Genomic DNA, 17,084 nt, shown 5'->3' on the forward strand with positions numbered 1-17,084 from the left:
GCAGCGGGTAATTTTTCTTCCTTCACCCGCCGATCCGGCAGGCATCCGCTTCCCAGCGATACCCCACACCGTATACCGCGCGAATAAACGACTGCTCGGCATCCAGCGCTTCCAGCTTGCGGCGCAGATTTTTGATATGGCTGTCGATGGTGCGATCCGTCACCACCCGGTAATCATCATACAGATGGTTCAGCAGCTGCTCGCGGGAGAACACTTTCCCCGGCTCGCTGGACAAGGTTTTCAGCAGGCGGAATTCCGCCGGCGTCAGGTCCAGCAGCTTGCTGCGCCAGCTCGCCTGGAAACGGCCTTCGTCGATAATAAGCGGACTTTCCGCATCCAGCGCCTGTAGCTCACGGTGCGGCTTGCAGCGGCGCAGAATGGTCTTCACCCGGGCCACCACTTCGCGCGGGCTGTAGGGTTTGCAGATGTAATCATCGGCGCCGATCTCCAGCCCCAGCAGGCGGTCGATCTCTTCGATTTTGGCGGTCACCATCACAATCGGCACCTCGGAGAAGCGGCGGATCTCCCGGCACAGGGTCAGGCCGTCGGTGCCAGGCAGCATCAGGTCGAGCAGGATCAGATCCGGCGGGGTCTGGCGCACGTAAGAGAGCACCTGATCGCCATGGCTGATAAGCGACGGGGCATAGCTCGCCGCCCGCAGATAGTCGATTAATAACTGCCCAAGCTTAGGCTCGTCCTCCACAATCAGGATGCGGGGTGTGTTTTCGTCAATGGGTAACTCAGTCATGCTTCTCTCGATAAATCGCGTTCCAGCGGTAGCTCTACTGTAATGCTAACCCCGCCAAAAGGCGAATGGGCGGCACGGAGGGTGCCGCCGTGGGCTTCCACGATGTTCACGCAGATCGCCAGCCCCAGCCCGGAGCCGCCGCTGGCGCGGTTGCGGGAGCCTTCGGTGCGGTAAAAACGCTCAAACAGCTTGTTGAGCTGCTCGTCAGAGACGCCGGGCGCGGTGTCGGCGAAGGTCAGGGCGAAGCGTTGCTCTTCACATTTGCCGGAGATGCGCAGCGCGCCGCCCGCGTCGGTGTAGCGCAGGCAGTTTTCCAGCAGGTTGTTGAACAGCTGCATCAGCCGGTCGCGATCGCCAAACACCACCGCGTGTTCCGGCAGCGACAGCTCAATGCGCAGATCCCGGCTGGCAAAGCGCTCCCGGAAGACACCGCTGGCCATCTCCAGAATATTAATCACATCCACCGGTGCTTTCTGGTACGCCAGCGCCCCTTCGTCGGACATCGACAGCTGATGCAGATCGTCCACCAGCTTGGTGAGAGTGCCCACTTCCGCCTGCAATGAGGTCACCGATTCCGGCGTAAACTTACGCACCCCGTCCTGGATCGCCTCCAGCTCGCCGCGCAGCACCGCCAGCGGGGTGCGCAGCTCGTGGGAGATATCGGCCATAAAGTCCCGGCGCATCTGCTGATTCTTCTCAAGGGTGCTGGCGAGCTGGTTAAAGTCCTGCGCCAGCTTGCCCAGTTCGTCCTGGCTGCGGGTATCGACGCGGGTGGAAAAATCCCCCGCCGCCAGCCGGTGGGTGCCGTCCACCAGCCGCTTGACCGGCGCCAGCAGGCCGCGCGCCAGCGGGAAGGTGGCCAGCGCCGCCAGCAGGGTGGACAGGGCCACAATCAGCCAGCTGGTCTGGCGCTGCTGGCGGTCAAAGTTGATGTCGGTATTGCGCGTCAGCCGTTCAACGGGGGAGGCGATCACCCAGCCGACGGCATTGCCGTTCACCGTGATGGCCCGCCTGGTGCCGTCCGGCGGCACCGGGGCGCGCGGGCCGACCAGCACCCGCAGATCCTGGTCGATTACCCAGAACTGGGTGCGCCAGCCGTGTGGCGGCATGCCGGGGCCGGGGCGATCGTCGTCGGTGTCGTGCTCGAGCGAGCGCAGGATTTGAAAGACAAAGCGGTCGTTATTGCGTAAAAAGCGCCAGTTGCCGTGCAGGGCGTACTGCTCGGCGAGGGCATCGCTCAACCCCTGCAGCCGCTGCTCGTTGCCGTGTTTGATGTAGTCGATAAAGCCGCGCTCAAAGCTGACACGCACCGCCCAGTGCATGGTGATCAGCAGGACAATACAGGTGGCGAAAATGGCCAGAAACAGCTTGCCGGTAATGCCCGGTCGCCAGAACTTCATGGTTCACTCCTTTTGCGCCGCCTGATGACGACATTCTTGCTGGTATCATCCGGAACCCGGGCGAAAATAAAGGCCGGCAGGGCGATGATCAGCGCCATGCTAAGGTAGGTGTAGAGGAACACCTGATGGACGACGGTGCTGTCGGCGGTGAGCTGGTGCTGCCCGTACATGCCCAGCAGCAGCCCGGCAATGGTGACCCCGACGCTCATTGACAGCTGCATGATCATCGACAGCAGGCTGTTGCCGCTGCTCGCCTGCTCATCGGGCAGATCTTTCAGCGTCAGGGTGTTCATGGAGGAGAAGCGGATGGAGTTGATCATCCCCTGGCAGAAGAGCACCAGCGGCAGGACGTAGTACCAGCCCAGCAGCGCGACGGCCATAAACAGCAGGCTTACCAGCGCCAGTCCCAGCGTGGCGGATACCAGCACCCGGCGATAGCCAAAGTAGTTCACCACCTGCACCACAATGCGCTTCATCCCCATGCTGCCGAGCACCATCGGGATCATCATCAGCCCGGCGTGGAACGGCGAAAAGCCGAGGCCAATCTGCAAAAAGACCGGGGTCATAAACGGCAGCATGCCGCTGCCGATGCGCCCTGCCAGGCTGCCGAGCAGCCCCAGGCGGTAGGTGGTGTTCTGGAACAGCGTCAGGCTGAACAGCGCCCGGTCGTTGCCCCTGGCGTGCCACAGATACCACAGAATCGACACCACCCCGATAGCCACCAGCCCGGCCAGCGCCAGCGGGGAGATCCCGAGCCCCTTTTGCCCGTCCAGCGCCAGGGTCAGGGTCGCCATCCCCGCCGCGAGCAGGAAAAAGCCCACCAGGTCAAAGCGCCGGGTCTGCATTTTGTAGTTCGGCATCAGGCACAACGTGGCGAGGGCCCCGATGATGCCCACCGGCAGGTTAATCAGGAAGATCCAGTGCCAGGAGGCGTACTCCACCAGCACGCCGCCAAGGGCCGGGCCCAGCAGCGGCCCCACCTGGCCGGGCAGGGTGACGAAGGTCATCGCCGCCATATACTGCTCGCGCGGCACAATCTTCATCACCGTCAGCCTGCCCACCGGCACCATCATTGCCCCGCCGACGCCCTGCAGCACCCGGGCCATGACCAGCTCGTTCAGGGTCTCTGCCCGGGCGCAGAACAGCGATCCGGCGGTAAACAGCACGATGGCGGTAAAGAAGATATTGCGCACCCCCACTTTGTCCGCCAGCCAGCCGCTGGCGGGCAGCATCACCGCCACCGTCAGCACGTAGGCGACAATCACCATGTGCATATGCAGCGGGCTCTCCCCGAGGCTTTTCGCCATGGAGGGGAGGGCGGTATTGACGATGGTCGTATCCAGCGACTGCATAAAGAAGCCGAAGGCGACAATCCACAGCTGCCAGCGAACGTTAGCGGGAAGATCGGTCATGGGCCAGGTACCGTCTCGTTGGGTTTACGGGAAAAACGCACCCGCAGGCGGTCGAAGAACAGATAGACCACCGGGGTGGTGTACAGCGTCAGCAGCTGGCTCATCACCAGCCCGCCGACAATAGTGATCCCGAGCGGCTGGCGCAGCTCCGCGCCATCACCGCTGGAGATCACCAGCGGCAGGGCGCCAAACAGCGCCGCCAGGGTGGTCATCATGATCGGGCGAAAACGCAGCAGGCAGGCCTGGAAAATGGCGTCCTGCGGCGTCATGTTGCCGTTGCGCTGGGCCTCGAGGGCAAAGTCGACCATCATGATGGCGTTTTTCTTCACGATGCCGATTAACAGCATAATGCCTATCAGCGCAATCAGGCTGAACGGCGCGCCAAACAGCTCCAGCGCCAGCAGCGCGCCCACCCCCGCCGACGGCAGGGTGGAGAGAATGGTCAGGGGATGAATATAGCTCTCATACAGCACCCCGAGCACGATATAGACCGTGGCAATGGCTGCCAGGATCAGGATCACCTGCGATTTCATGGTCTCCTGGAACACCTGGGCGGTACCGGCGAAGCTGCCGCGCACCGAGGACGGTACGCCAAGCTGGGTCATGGTGCGGGTGATGGCCTCGCTGGCCTCCGACAACGACGAGCCGGTCGGCAGGTTAAACGACACGGTCGACGCCGCCGACAGCCCCTGGTGGTTCACCGACAGCGGCGCGTTAGCGGGCTGCCAGTGGGCGAAGTAGGAGAGGGGGATCGCCTTGCCGTCGTTATTAATCACAAACATCTTATCCAGCGCGCTGATGTCCTGGGTATAGCGCGGATCGACCTCCATCACCACCTTGTACTGGTTCATCGGCTGGTAGATGGTGGAGATCTGCCGCTGACCGAAGGCGTTATTCAGCAGGCTGTTGGCGGCGCTGACGTCAATGCCCAGCCGCGACATGGTTTCACGATCGTAGGTTAAGGCCATCTCCGCGCCGTTGTTCTGGCTGTCGGAGTTGACGTCCGCCAATTGCGGTAATGCCGCCAGCGCCTTGCGGATCTTCGGCTCCCACTCCCGCAGCGCGGCGAGATCGTCCGACAGCAGGGTGTACTGATAGCTGGCGTTAGACTGACGCCCGCCGACGCGGATATCCTGCACCGCCACCAGGAACATATTCGCTCCCGGCTCTTTGGACAGTTTCACCCGCAGGCGGTCGATCACCTGCTGCGCGGTTTCGTTACGCTCGTCGCGGGACTTCAGGGTGATAAACATCATCCCGCTGTTTACCCGCGAGCCGCCGGTGAAGCCGGTAACGTTATCCACCGCCGGGTCTTCGCGGATGATCTTCATAAAGTCCTGCAGCTTGCCGCGCATCGCCTGGAAGGAGATGCTCTGGTCAGCCTGGATCCCGCCCATCAGCACCCCGGTGTCCTGCTCCGGGAAGAAGGTTTTCGGGATGGAGATGTACATCCAGACGTTGAGAGCGATGGTGCCCACCAGCACCAGGCCGACGACCCGGGTGTGGTTCAGCACCCATTTCAGTGATTTCCCGTAGCCCGCCTGCAGCGCCATCAGCATCCGGCCAAAGCCTTTTTTGCGCGGCTGCGACTGCGGCGGACTACGTTTGAGCATCCAGCCGCACATCATCGGCGTCAGGGTCAGCGACACCAACAGCGAGATGCCAATCGCCACCGACAGCGTCACCGCAAATTCCCGCAGCAGACGCCCCGGCAAGCCGTCCATCAGCAGCAGGGGCAGGAACACCGCCACCAGCGACAGGCTCATGGAGAGCACCGTAAAGCCCACTTCCCGTGAGCCCTGTAACGCCGCCTGCAGCGGCTTCATCCCCGCTTCGAGATGGCGCGAGATGTTCTCCAGCACCACGATGGCGTCATCTACCACAAAGCCGGTGGCGATGGTCAGGGCCATCAGCGACAGGTTGTTGAGGCTAAAGCCGCACAGGTACATGGCGGCGAAGGTGCCAATCAGCGATACCGGCACGGCGACAGCCGGGATCAGAGTCGCGCGCCCGGAGCGCAGAAACAGGAACACCACCAGGATCACCAGCGCTACCGAGATGATCAGCGACTGCTCCACCTCCTCCAGCGAGGCGCGAATGGTGGGGGAGCGATCCTGGGCAATCTGCAGATCGATGGCCGCCGGAATAGTCTCCTGTAACTCCGGCAGACGGGCGCGGATGCTGTTCACCGTCTCAATGATATTGGCTTCCGGCAGCTTGCGGATCATCAGCAAAATGGCCGGTTTAGCATTGGTCATCCCGGCGTTACGCACGTCCTGCACCGAGTCGGTGACGCTGGCCACGTCGCTCAGGCGCACCGCCGCGCCGTTGTTGTAGTGAATGATTAACGGCTGGTACTCCGCCGCGGTTTTTAGCTCGTCGTTGGTCTGGATCTGCCAGCGGCGGCTGCCATCCTCCACCGACCCCTGCGGCCTGCGCACGTTGGCATTGCTGATGGCGCTGCGCACGTCATCCAGCGACACGCCCTGATTAAACAGCGCCTGCGGGTTCAGCCCCACGCGCACCGCGGGCAGGGAGCTGCCGCCAACGTCCACGTCGCCCACGCCGTCGATCTGGGCGATGGTCTGCGCCAGCTGGGTGGAGGCGAAGTCGTACAGCTGCCCCTGAGAGTAAGTGTCCGAGGTGAGCGTCAGGATCATGATCGGCGCATCGGACGGGTTGGCTTTGCGGTAGGTCGGACGGCTCGGCATGCCGCTTGGCAGCAGGCTCTGCGCGGCGTTGATGGCCGCCTGCACGTCCCGCGCCGCGCCGTTGATGTCGCGGTTAAAGTTGAACTCAAGGATGATGCGCGTACTGCCGAGCGAGCTGCTGGAGGTCATCTCGTTGACCCCGGCTATGCGCCCGAGAGAGCGCTCCAGCGGCGTAGCCACCGACGAGGCCATGGTCTCCGGCGATGCGCCCGGCAGGGAGGCGCTGATCATGATCACCGGGAAATCCACCTGCGGCAGCGGGGCCACCGGCAGCAGCCGGAAGCCGAGCACGCCGCAGAGCGTAATGGCAAGCGAGATTAAAATCGTCGCCACCGGGCGGTAAATGAAGAGGGCGAAAAACTTCACTTACGCCTCCTCTTCTTCACGTTTCGGGAAGCGGCTTTTACTCCACAGGGCCAGGCGGTCAAACAGCAGATAGATCACCGGCGTGGTGAACAGGGTTAACACCTGGCTCACCAGCAGGCCGCCCACCATGCCGATCCCTAACGGACGACGCAGTTCGGCGCCGACGCCGGTGCTGAGCATCAGCGGCAACGCGCCTAACAGGGCAGCAAGCGTCGTCATCAGGATCGGGCGGAAACGCAGCAGACAGGCCTGGAAAATCGCGTCACGCGGCGACATCCCCTGCTCACGCTCGGCGGCGAGAGCAAAGTCGATCATCATGATGGCGTTTTTCTTGACGATACCGATCAGCAGAATAATCCCGATAATGGCAATCACATCCAGTTCGCTGCCCGCCAGCATCAGCGCCAGCAGCGCCCCCACGCCTGCGGTGGGCAGGGTCGAGAGAATGGTGATCGGGTGGATAAAGCTCTCATACAGCACGCCCAGCACGATGTACATCGCCACCACCGCGGCGACGATCAGCCAGATGGTGCTCCCGAGCGCGGCCTGAAACGCCAGGGTACTGCCCTGGAATTTGGTCTGGATGTCGGTCGGGAAGCTGAGGTTTTTCTCCGCATCGGTAATCGCCTGCACCGCCTCGCCCAGGGAGTAGTCGTCCGGGACGTTAAACGAAATGGTGGTAGACGGGAACTGATCCAGATGGTTCACCGCCAGCGGCGTATAGCGCTCTTCCACTTTGGCAATGGCGCTCAGCGGCACAATCCCGCCGCTGCTGCTGGTCAGGCGAACGGTATCCAGCCCTGCCAGCCCCGGCGTCTGCCGGGTGTCGTGCTCCAGCACCACCCGGTACTGGTTGGCCTGGGTGTAGATGGTGGAGATCAGACGCTGGCCGAAGGCGTTGTAGAGCGCGTTATCGACATCCGCCATGGAGATCCCCAGACGGCTGGCGCTGTCACGATCGACGTTGATGTACGCCGCCAGACCTTTATCCTGCCAGTCGCTGCTGACGTCGGAGAGCTGCGGCAGCTGTTGCAGCTCGTCCACCAGCTGCGGCACCCAGGTGCTGAGGGCGTCGAGGCTGGTGGCCTGCAGCGTAAACTGATACTGGGTGCGGCTCACGGTGGTGTCGATGGTCAGATCCTGGGTCGGCTGCAGGTACAGCTCCACGCCCGGCACCTTCGCCACGGCGCTCTGCAGTCGCTCAATCACCGTGTTAACCCGGTCGTCGCGATCGTCCAGCGGCTTGAGGTTGATCTGCAGGCGGGCGCTGTTCAGGGACGGGTTAGTGCCATCCACCCCGACAAAGGCGGTCAGGCTCTCTACCGCCGGATCTTTCATGATCACCTCGGACACCGCCTGCTGGCGCTGGGCCATGCTGGCAAACGACACCGACTGCGGCGCCTGCAAGGTGCCCTGAATAATGCCGTTATCCTGGATCGGGAAGAAGCCTTTCGGGATCATCACCCACAGCAGCACGCTCAGGGCGAGAGTGCCCAGCGCCACGCCGAGGGTCGCCCATGGATGGTTGAGAACTTTTGCAAGCATGCGTCCGTAGGCGGCGATGATCCGCTCGAACATCCGCTCCGAGGCGCGGGAGAAACGGTTCTGCTTGCGCAGGGATTCATGGCTCAGCATCCGGGCGCACATCATCGGCGTCAGGGTCAGGGAGACCACCGCCGAGATTAAAATCGCCACCGCCAGGGTCACCGCAAACTCGCGGAACAGACGCCCGACGATATCACCCATAAACAGCAGCGGGATCAGCACCGCAATCAGCGAGAAGGTGAGGGAGATGATGGTAAAGCCGATCTCACCGGCCCCCTTCAGCGCCGCCGCCAGCGGTTTTTCGCCTTTTTCGATATAGCGCGAGATGTTCTCGATCACCACAATGGCGTCATCCACCACGAAGCCGGTGGCGATGGTCAGGGCCATCAGCGTCAGGTTGTTGATCGAGAAGTCGAGAAACACCATTACCGCGAAGGTGCCGACCAGCGACAAGGGCACTGCCACCGCCGGGATGATGGTCGCCGGGACGTTACGCAGGAACAGGTAGATGATCATCACCACCAGCGCAATCGCCAGCATCAGCTCAAACTGGGTGTCGCTGACCGAGGCGCGAATGTTGGTGGTGCGATCCGACAGCACCTTGACGCTGACCGATTTCGGCAGGCTGTCGATGAGCGTGGGCAGCATGGTGCGGATGCTGTCGGCGGTATCAATGATGTTCGCCCCCGGCTGACGCTGGACGTTCATCACGATCGCCTGCTGCTTGTTAGCCCAGGCCCCCAGCCAGCTGTTTTCTGCCCCTTGCTCGACGGTTGCCACATCGCCGAGGCGGATCGGCGCGCCGTTCTGGTACGCGACAATCAGCTGGCGATACTCATCGGCAGACTGCATCTGATCGTTGGCGGAAAGCGTTACTGCCCGGGTCGGGCCATCAAGAGAGCCTTTCGCCGAGTTAACGTTGGCGTTGCTGATGGCGGTGCGGATGGTTTCGCTGGTCAGCCCGAGAGAGGCAATGGCCTGGGCGTTGAGCTTCACGCGAACCGCCGGGCGCTGGCCGCCGGAGAGGGTCACCAGCCCGACGCCGGAGACCTGGGAGATCTTCTGCGCCACGCGGGTTTCCACCATGTCTTCAACCTGGGTCATCGGCATGGCGGAGGAGGTGACGGCGAGGGTCATGATCGGCGGATCCGCCGGGTTAACCTTGCTGTAGACCGGCGGGTTAGGCAGGTCGGAAGGCAGCAGGTTGGTGGCGGCGTTGATCGCGGCCTGTACCTCCTGCTCGGCGACGTCCAGGGAGAGGCTCAGCTGGAACTGCAGTGTCACCACCGACGCGCCGCCGGAGCTCTGGGAGGACATCTGCTTCAGGCCCGACATCTGCCCGAACTGGCGCTCCAGCGCGGCGGTAATGGCCGAGGTCACCACGTCCGGGCTGGCGCCCGGGTAGAGCGTCACCACCTGAATGGTGGGGTAATCCACTTCCGGCAGGGCAGAGACCGGCAGGAAGCGGTAGCCGATGATCCCCGCCAGCAGGATCGCCACCATCAACAGCGTGGTGGCGACGGGGCGCAGGATAAACAGGCGCGACGGGCCGCCCGTGGCGCTCGGAGGCATTACCTGCATCAGGCGTCCGCTCCCTGTTTTTTATGTTCGCGTTTCGCAGGCTCAGCAGGGGTGTCGGTGTGGGCTTCCACCACTTCCACTTTTGCCCCTTCGGTCAGACGGTCAATACCGTCGGTTACCACGCGGTCGCCTGCCGACAGTCCGGCGGCAATCACCACGTTCTGGCTGTCCTGAATACCCGGTTTCACCAGATGTTTGCTGACCTTGTTGTCGCTGTTCAGCACCCAGACGAAGTTGCCTTCGTTACCCATCTGCAGCGCCGCGGTCGGGATCACTACCGCGTTCTCCTCGGTCGCCACCAGCATGCGGGCGTTAACAAACTGGTTCGGGAACAGGGCGTCGTCCTGATTGCTGAAGCGCGCTTTCAGCTTGATGGTGCCGGTGGTGGTGTCGATCTGGTTATCAAGGCTCAGCAGGGTACCGTCGCTGAGCTTCTGCTTGTTGGCGCGATCCCAGGCTTCAACGGTTAAGGCCTGGCCCGCTTTCTGCGCCTGGATGACGGTCGCGATATCGCTTTCCGGCAGGGTAAACACTAAATCGATAGGGTGGGTCTGGGTCAGCACCACAATCCCGGTGGTATCTCCGCTGGAGATCTGGTTGCCAATATCCACCTGTTTTAAGCCCACGCGCCCGTCAATCGGGGCGGTGATGCGGCTCCAGTCGAGCTGCAGCTGTGCGCTGGCGACGGCGGCCTGATCGGCTTTGATGGTGCCGAGGCTTTCGCTGACCAGCGCCTGCTGGGCGTCAAGCTCCTGACGGGAGACGAGGTTGGTTTTTACCAGCTGCTGGAAACGGGCCAGATCGCGGCGGGCATTGGCGAGGGTGGCCTGATCTTTGGCCAGCTGTCCCTGAGCCTGGGCCAGCGCAACCTTGAACTGGCTGGGATCGACTTCGGCCAGCAGATCGCCGGCTTTCACCTGTTGCCCTTCCTGGAAGTGCAGGGCGATCAGTTGCCCGTCGACGCGGCTGCGCACGGTGACGGTGTTGGCGGCGGTAATGGTGCCGAGGCCGGAGAGATAGCGCGGCACGGATTTACTGACTGCGGTCGCCGCCTGTACCGGCGCCAGCGGGCCGCTGCGCATCCCGTGGCGTCCACCGCCCGCCGGGCGCTGCGTCTGGCTCGACGCACCGGCAGGTGCAGGACTCTTTTGGTGCCAGTACCACGCGGCGGCAAGGGCCACCACAATGATGCCAGCGGCGATTACCCAGCGGGATTTATTGCGGCCTTTCATCGTTATATGTTCTCGTCCTGAAACAGTGCGGAAAATAATACTAGTTTAGTGAGGCAATTGAGCGGAAAAATGGAGGAAATATGAAAGACTGTCTGGATTTGTCTGAATGGCGCGGGGCGCGAGCGGTGCGGTCTGCACGCCGGGTGGCGGCGTTGCCTTACCCGGCCTACGTGTCGGCGCAGATTTTCCACGCCGGGCAAGCGAAGCGCCCTCGGCAAGGTACGGTGCACGATTCGGGTTTGTAGGCCGGGCAAGCGAAGCGCCCCCGGCAATGCCACCTTAGCTGAATACCACCTGCGCCCAACGTGCTAACCCGGCGGTGACGGAACCAAAATCATCGCCCCCGGCAATTGGGATGCCCGGCAGCTGCTGCGCCAGCGCTTTTTTGATCAGCGGTGAGCGAGCGCTGCCGCCGGTCAGGTAGATGACGTCCGGCTTCTCGTTGCCGTTATCCAGCGCCAGCTGCACCTGCTCAAGGATGCGCTGTAACGGCTGCGCCAGCGCCGCCTCCAGCCCCTGCTGGCTGATGGCCGTCGCCAGCTCATCGCTGATGAACGGCAGGGTCACGGCGTGTTCTGCGGCATCTGAAAGCGCAATTTTGCTCTCTTCCGCGCTGCGTACCACCCGGTAGCTCAGACGCTGACGCCACACTTTATGCAGCAGCGCCACCTTATCGCCGTCCTGGGCGTCGCGCACCAGATCGTTAAGGAAACGCCCGTTGGCAACGCTGTAGAAATCGCTTTGCGCCGGGACATCGTTGATCGCCACGGCGTTCCACCACGGCAGGATCGGCAGGGCGGTGCCTTTTTCTGTCTGCCCGCCCATGCCGAGCAGCGGCATCAGGCTTCTGAAGGCCAGGGCGATGTCCAGGTCGTTACCGCCGATACGACAGCCGCTGTGTCCCAGCAGGCTGCTCTCGCGATCCCGGCGCTGATGCCACTGTGGCCCCATCAGCAGCAGCGAACAGTCGGTGGTCCCGCCGCCGATATCCACCACCAGCACCCGTTTTTCGCGCTCAAGCGTCGCTTCAAAATCCAGACCGGCGGCAACCGGCTCATACTGGAACACCACGTCGCAAAAGCCCGCGCGCTGCGCGGCGCGCTCCAGAATCCCCTGCGCCTGCTGGTTAGCCTCATCGCCGCCCAGCCCCTGGAAGTTGATCGGGCGACCGATCACCGCCTGGGTGATCTCCTCCGTCAGCTGAGTCTGGGCCTGCTGGCGAATATGCAGCATCATGGCGCAGACCAGATCTTCAAACAGCGCCACCTGCTGCGGCTTCAGGCCGCTGGCACCCAGGAAGGATTTCGGCGACTTAACGAAGTACACCTCCTCCGGATCCTCAATGTAGTGACCCAGCGACGACAGACCAAACTGCACGCTGGCCGGCGTCACATCGATATCTTCTTCGCGGTTAAAACTGACCGCCCGGCGCAGCAGCGCCTGGGTTTCCGTGCCGTTGGCCGGAACCTGATGGTGGCGGTACAGCCACTCGCTCACCGCCTCGCGGGTCGGCGCGCAGAGCATCGACGGCAGCAGCGTGCTGTTGTTTTCCATTTTCAGCAGCTGCGGCTGCCCGTTTTGCATCACCGCTACTGAACAGTTGGCGGTGCCATAGTCAAATCCGATAAACACGTCAGCGTCCCCATGCCATTGAGAAGGGGCGAGACTTTAGCGAAATGTCCGGCTGGCGACAACAGGAATATGAAAGCAAGGCGTAAGGAGCCATCTGCGTTTATGCTGTGACAGAACAAAATAAGGAGCGACGATGTTTACCCTGACCTGGCAGCCGCCCTACGACTGGCACTGGATGTTGAAATTTCTTGGCGATCGTGCGGTCGCCGGGATTGAAACCGTGACCGCCACCGACTACACCCGCAGCTTCGCCTGCCAGGGGCATCGGGGGCTGATCCACGTGACGCCGCAGCCCAACGGCACGCTGGAGGTGGCGCTCAGCGACGGGCTGCTGCCCATCGCCGATCTCTGCCTGGCGCGCATCACCCGCCTGTTCGATCTGCACTGCGATCCGCAGCAAATTGAACAGACACTGGGCTCGCTTGGTGCCGCGCGCCCCGGCCTGCGCCTGCCGGGTTCGATGGATACCTGGGAGCAGGGCGTGCGCGCCATTCTCGGACAGCTGGTGAGCGTGGCGATGGCCGCGAAGTTGACCGCTAAGCTGGTGGCGCTCTGTGGCGAGCCCCTGGCGGAAGCGCCGGAATACCGCTGTTTCCCGACGCCTGACGCGGTGGCACAGGCCGATCCGCTGGCGCTGAAGGCGCTGGGCATGCCGCTTAAACGCGCCGAGTCACTGATCCATCTGGCGCAGTCGGTGGTGGCAGGGGATTTCCCGACCGAGGCCCCGGATGATATCGACAGCGCCATCAAAGCGCTGCAGTCCCGGCCCGGGATCGGCCGCTGGACGGCGAACTACTTCGCCCTGCGCGGCTGGCAGGCAAAGGATGTGTTTTTAGCGGATGACTATCTGATCAAGCAGCGCTTTGCCGGAATGACTCCGGCGCAAATACGTCGCTATGCTGAACGCTGGCAGCCCTGGCGCTCTTACGCCCTGCTGCACATCTGGTACACCGACGGCTGGACGCCGTCAGTTGATGGCGAAGTAGCTGGCATTGAGTAGCAGCTCCAGCGGCTGCGGCTCGCCAATGGTGTTGCCGTAGATGTAGTCGATGCCAATGCCGGAGAGTGTATCCATCATGATCGGCTGATTGCTCGGCCCGGCGATGGTCTTGATCCCCAGACGCTGGGCATGGCCCTGAACAATGGTCACCAGCATCTCATCCATCAGATTCCCGTGGACGTTTGCCACCAGCTCAGGATCGAGCAGCAGGTAGTCGGCCATCTGCGCGCTCAGGTGGTTAAACACCTCCATATCGCGCCCTACATGGCTCAGGATGATACGGCACCCGGCCTCGCGCAGCTTCTGCAGGTTGGCGTGGGTAACGTCATCTTCCTGCGTCAGGACGCTGACGTGGACGATCAGATGCAGCAGACGCGGCTGCAGCGGACAGGCGCGCAGCATCTCCAGCAGTTCATCCACCAGGGTGGCGCTGGCAAGACCGGCGGTGGAGAGCGGCAGGGCGACCCCGGTGCCTTTGTTGGTCAGCGGCGTGGCAAAATTGCGGAAAAACTCCTGCAAAATGCGTCTGTCGAGGGCGTGAATCAGCTCCGGCTCCGCCAGTCCGGCCCGGAAGGCGTGCTCTTCCAGCATCTCGCCGTCGTTGGTCCACAGGCGCAGGGCCAGCATCCAGAAGGTGCTGCTTTCCGGGATGCGCGGTGAAGCGACGCTGCGGGCGATCATCAGCAGATGATTGTCTTTAATCATATGCCACTGCTCGTCCAGCGAGATGGTGCCCGGCGCCTTGAGCATCCGCTCCTGCTGCGGTTCATACACCGTCACCACGCCACGGCCGTTGTTCTTCGAGGAGTAGCAGGCGATATCGGCCTGCGACATCACCTCAGAGGCCTGGTTATTGCGCTCGTCGATCTGGGTGATCCCGGCGCTGGCCCCGATGCGGTGCAGGCGGCCTTCCCACATAAAGTGATAGTCGTTGATGGCGTCGATAATGCGACCGGCAATGTAGCGCGCGCTTTCGGTGTTGCAGTCCGGCAGCAGCAGGCCAAACTCATCCCCGCCAAGGCGGGCCAGCATATCGGTGGAGCGCAGCATGCTCAGCATCAAGGATGAGAGCTCCCGCAGCAGCGCATCCCCCGCCGCGTGGCCTGCGGTGTCGTTGACGGCTTTGAAGCGGTCCAGATCGATAAATACCAGGGCATGACGCTGGCGCGTCTCCTGCACGGTATGCAGCATCCGCTTGAGGCAGGCCTCAAAGCTGACGCGGTTCGCCAGGTGGGTGAGGGCGTCGTGCGAGGCGTTATAGCTCAGCTCGCGCAGCATTTTGCGCGACTCGGTAACGTCCTGAATAACCAGCACCGAGCCGATATTCTGCCCGTCAAGGGTGCTCAGCGGGGTGATGCTGTAGTGAATATCGTAGCTGCCGCCGTTACGGCTGTGCAGCACCACATCCTGCTCGATGTCGCTGCGGGACATATCCCCGCTGTGGATATTCTCCATCAGCGGGCCGTTATCGCCGAAGGTGATGTGCAGGACCGAGAGGATCGGTTGCCCCAGCGCATCCTGCTGCAGCCAGCCGCTCATCTTCTCCGCCACCGGGTTCATAAAGGTGACGTTCATATTGATATCGGTACAAAGCACCGCTTCGCCGATGGAGTCGAGAGTAATGTGCAGACGCTCTTTTTCCTGGAACAGCGCCTCGTTCAGCTCTTTCACCTCGGTCATGTCCATATTGATGCCGAGCAGGCGCTCCACTTCGCCCTGTTTATTCAGCACCCGGTTCGCGAGGGCGCGGATATGGCGAATCCCGTCTTTCACCCGGATGCGGAACTCCAGCTTGAACGGCACGCGGGCTGCGAGAGAATCGCGCACCACCTGCTCCGCCTGGGCGCGATCTTCCGGCAGCATGCACTCGTGCCAGAGCTGCCAGGTGGGTTTGACGTGGGCAGGCACTTCGTACAGCTCGAACATGCGCTTATCCCAGCTGATGACGTTGGGTTTGAGGTCCCACTCCCAGATGCCGATGCCGCCCGCTTCGTTCGCCAGGGTAATACGCTCCATCAGGCGCTTGTTCACCCATTCGGTATGCTTGAGATCGTTAATGTCTTCGACCTGGGCGATAAAGTAGAGCGGGGTACCGTCGGCGTGACGCACCAGCGATACCGCCAGCAGCGCCCAGACCACCTCGCCGCTGCGGGTGTAATAGCGCTTCTCCAGCGAGTAGCTGTTGATTTTGCCCTGCAGGAGCTGGTCCAGCTGCTCCAGATCGTTCTCTAAATCTTCCGGCCAGGTGAGCTGCTGGAAATTAAGGGAACGCAGCTCGGACTGGGAGTAGCCGAGGAACTGGCACAGCGCCTTGTTCGCCTGCAGCCACTGACCGTCGGTGCTGACCAGCGCCATACCGATAACGGAATACTCCATCGCATTGCGAAAACGCTCTTCGCTCTCGGTAATGTGCTTACGCTCGGCGCGAAACGCGTACATCACCATGGTCATCACGTTAGCGGGCAGGAGCATCATCAGGAACGGCAGCCACGGGGCGTTGATCAGCGCCCCGAAATTCTGCATGGTCAGCGGGTCGGGGTCCCTGGCAATCATCAGCGATACCATCATCACCGTCACCAGGAAGACCAGGAAGGCTTCCAGACGCGGCAGGCGCACGGCGCTCCACATCAGCAGGACAATGATGGCCGTAAATGGCCAGGGCAAATAGTGCAGGGAGATCCAGCTGAGCAGCAGCGTTACCGCCATGGTCAGCAGGGTTTCAAACAGCAGACGCGGGTTGCGGTGGCGCAGCAGGTAGTGCGGCTTAAACAGCAGGCCTAACGGCACCAGCGCCAGCGAGCCGATGGACTCCGACAGCACCCAGACCATGAAACTGCGCAGCGGCTCGTTGCTGGGCACCGCCAGCCAGACCAGCACCCCACCCAGCAGGGGAGGGATCAGGGCGCTGCCGATCGCCAGACGGATCCAGTCCCCGAGATTCTGCAACGGGTTGTAGCCGGGGAGCAGTTTACGCAGCAGCAGGGCGCCGACAAACGCCTCCACGACGTTGACACCCGTGTACCAGAGGTTAATGGAATCCCAGGAGTAAATGAGACAGGAAGCAGAGAGGTTACCAAGGCTGCAGGCGAGGGCGATGCCGGGCCACATCTTCCCGGCGTGACGGTAAAACGCCACCATCATAATGGAGGTCGGGAACCATAAGGGCGCCAAAAAAGTTCCGAAACGCGTTAATTCGAGCGAGAAAAGAGTGAATATGAAGGTAACCAGTCCAAGACTGACAAGCCGTAGTAAAGGATGTGGCGTAGTTACCAAAACGCGCTGGTATTTTTTATTCATTACCGCTTTATCCGAAGACGCCATGCCGCCAGGAGTCATCTCCGGACGCGTTGATTTTTTAATTTGGTTCATGCTAGTACAAACAATTTACAATTTATATGGTATGCGCTCATAAATTGACATCACAGAGTTATTAAACAGTTATCCTGCAATAATTTCA

The 17,084-nt window shown here is 62.0% G+C and carries 9 protein-coding genes; 1 reads left to right on the plus strand and 8 read right to left on the minus strand.

Annotated elements, in window-relative coordinates:
- Window positions 1–22: 22 nt before the first annotated feature.
- The 7 genes from baeR to yegD form a co-directional block, all read right to left on the minus strand.
- The gene (gene baeR / locus FFB58_RS11545; protein ID WP_039031110.1) at window positions 23–748 is read right to left on the minus strand and encodes a two-component system response regulator BaeR; all 726 of its coding nucleotides are present in this window, start codon (window positions 746–748) and stop codon (window positions 23–25) included.
- Complete coding sequence (gene baeS / locus FFB58_RS11550) at window positions 745–2,148, minus strand: two-component system sensor histidine kinase BaeS (RefSeq protein ID WP_138369946.1); 1,404 nt, start codon at window positions 2,146–2,148, stop codon at window positions 745–747. Before baeS ends, baeR begins: the two co-directional genes overlap by 4 nt.
- Window positions 2,145–3,560: an MFS transporter gene (locus tag FFB58_RS11555; protein WP_138369947.1), complete on the minus strand. Its 1,416-nt coding sequence runs from the start codon at window positions 3,558–3,560 to the stop codon at window positions 2,145–2,147. Before FFB58_RS11555 ends, baeS begins: the two co-directional genes overlap by 4 nt.
- Window positions 3,557–6,637: a multidrug efflux RND transporter permease subunit MdtC gene (mdtC, locus tag FFB58_RS11560; protein ID WP_138369948.1), complete on the minus strand. Its 3,081-nt coding sequence runs from the start codon at window positions 6,635–6,637 to the stop codon at window positions 3,557–3,559. The genes FFB58_RS11555 and mdtC overlap by 4 nt, the downstream gene beginning before the upstream one ends.
- Window positions 6,638–9,763, minus strand: a complete 3,126-nt coding sequence (locus FFB58_RS11565) for an MdtB/MuxB family multidrug efflux RND transporter permease subunit (RefSeq protein ID WP_138369949.1) — start codon at window positions 9,761–9,763, stop codon at window positions 6,638–6,640.
- Window positions 9,763–10,995: an MdtA/MuxA family multidrug efflux RND transporter periplasmic adaptor subunit gene (locus FFB58_RS11570; protein ID WP_138369950.1), complete on the minus strand. Its 1,233-nt coding sequence runs from the start codon at window positions 10,993–10,995 to the stop codon at window positions 9,763–9,765. Before FFB58_RS11570 ends, FFB58_RS11565 begins: the two co-directional genes overlap by 1 nt.
- 279 nt (window positions 10,996–11,274) lie before the next feature.
- Window positions 11,275–12,627 (minus strand): molecular chaperone, encoded by a 1,353-nt coding sequence (yegD, locus tag FFB58_RS11575; protein WP_138369951.1) that lies wholly within the window; start codon window positions 12,625–12,627, stop codon window positions 11,275–11,277.
- A gap of 133 nt (window positions 12,628–12,760) precedes the next feature.
- On the opposite strand from yegD, the gene alkA reads away from it, so the two are divergent.
- The gene (alkA, locus tag FFB58_RS11580; protein WP_138369952.1) at window positions 12,761–13,627 is read left to right on the plus strand and encodes a DNA-3-methyladenine glycosylase 2; all 867 of its coding nucleotides are present in this window, start codon (window positions 12,761–12,763) and stop codon (window positions 13,625–13,627) included.
- On the opposite strand, the gene FFB58_RS11585 is transcribed toward alkA, so the two are convergent.
- Entirely contained in the window at window positions 13,595–16,924 is a 3,330-nt protein-coding gene (locus FFB58_RS11585) for a diguanylate cyclase (RefSeq protein ID WP_039030282.1), read from the minus strand. The genes alkA and FFB58_RS11585 overlap by 33 nt on opposite strands.
- Window positions 16,925–17,084 lie beyond the last annotated feature (160 nt).

The organism is Enterobacter sp. MF024 (genome assembly GCF_005843915.1).
GTDB classification, from domain to species: domain Bacteria; phylum Pseudomonadota; class Gammaproteobacteria; order Enterobacterales; family Enterobacteriaceae; genus Enterobacter; species Enterobacter barmai.

Coding starts and splice junctions, on each gene's coding strand:
- FFB58_RS11570 (WP_138369950.1), bottom strand. CDS start 10,995: ATGAAAGGCCGCAATAAATCCCGCTGGGTAATCGCCGCTGGCATCATT.
- FFB58_RS11565 (WP_138369949.1), bottom strand. CDS start 9,763: ATGCAGGTAATGCCTCCGAGCGCCACGGGCGGCCCGTCGCGCCTGTTT.
- baeS (WP_138369946.1), bottom strand. CDS start 2,148: ATGAAGTTCTGGCGACCGGGCATTACCGGCAAGCTGTTTCTGGCCATT.
- FFB58_RS11555 (WP_138369947.1), bottom strand. CDS start 3,560: ATGACCGATCTTCCCGCTAACGTTCGCTGGCAGCTGTGGATTGTCGCC.
- FFB58_RS11585 (WP_039030282.1), bottom strand. CDS start 16,924: ATGAATAAAAAATACCAGCGCGTTTTGGTAACTACGCCACATCCTTTA.
- alkA (WP_138369952.1), top strand. CDS start 12,761: ATGTTTACCCTGACCTGGCAGCCGCCCTACGACTGGCACTGGATGTTG.
- baeR (WP_039031110.1), bottom strand. CDS start 748: ATGACTGAGTTACCCATTGACGAAAACACACCCCGCATCCTGATTGTG.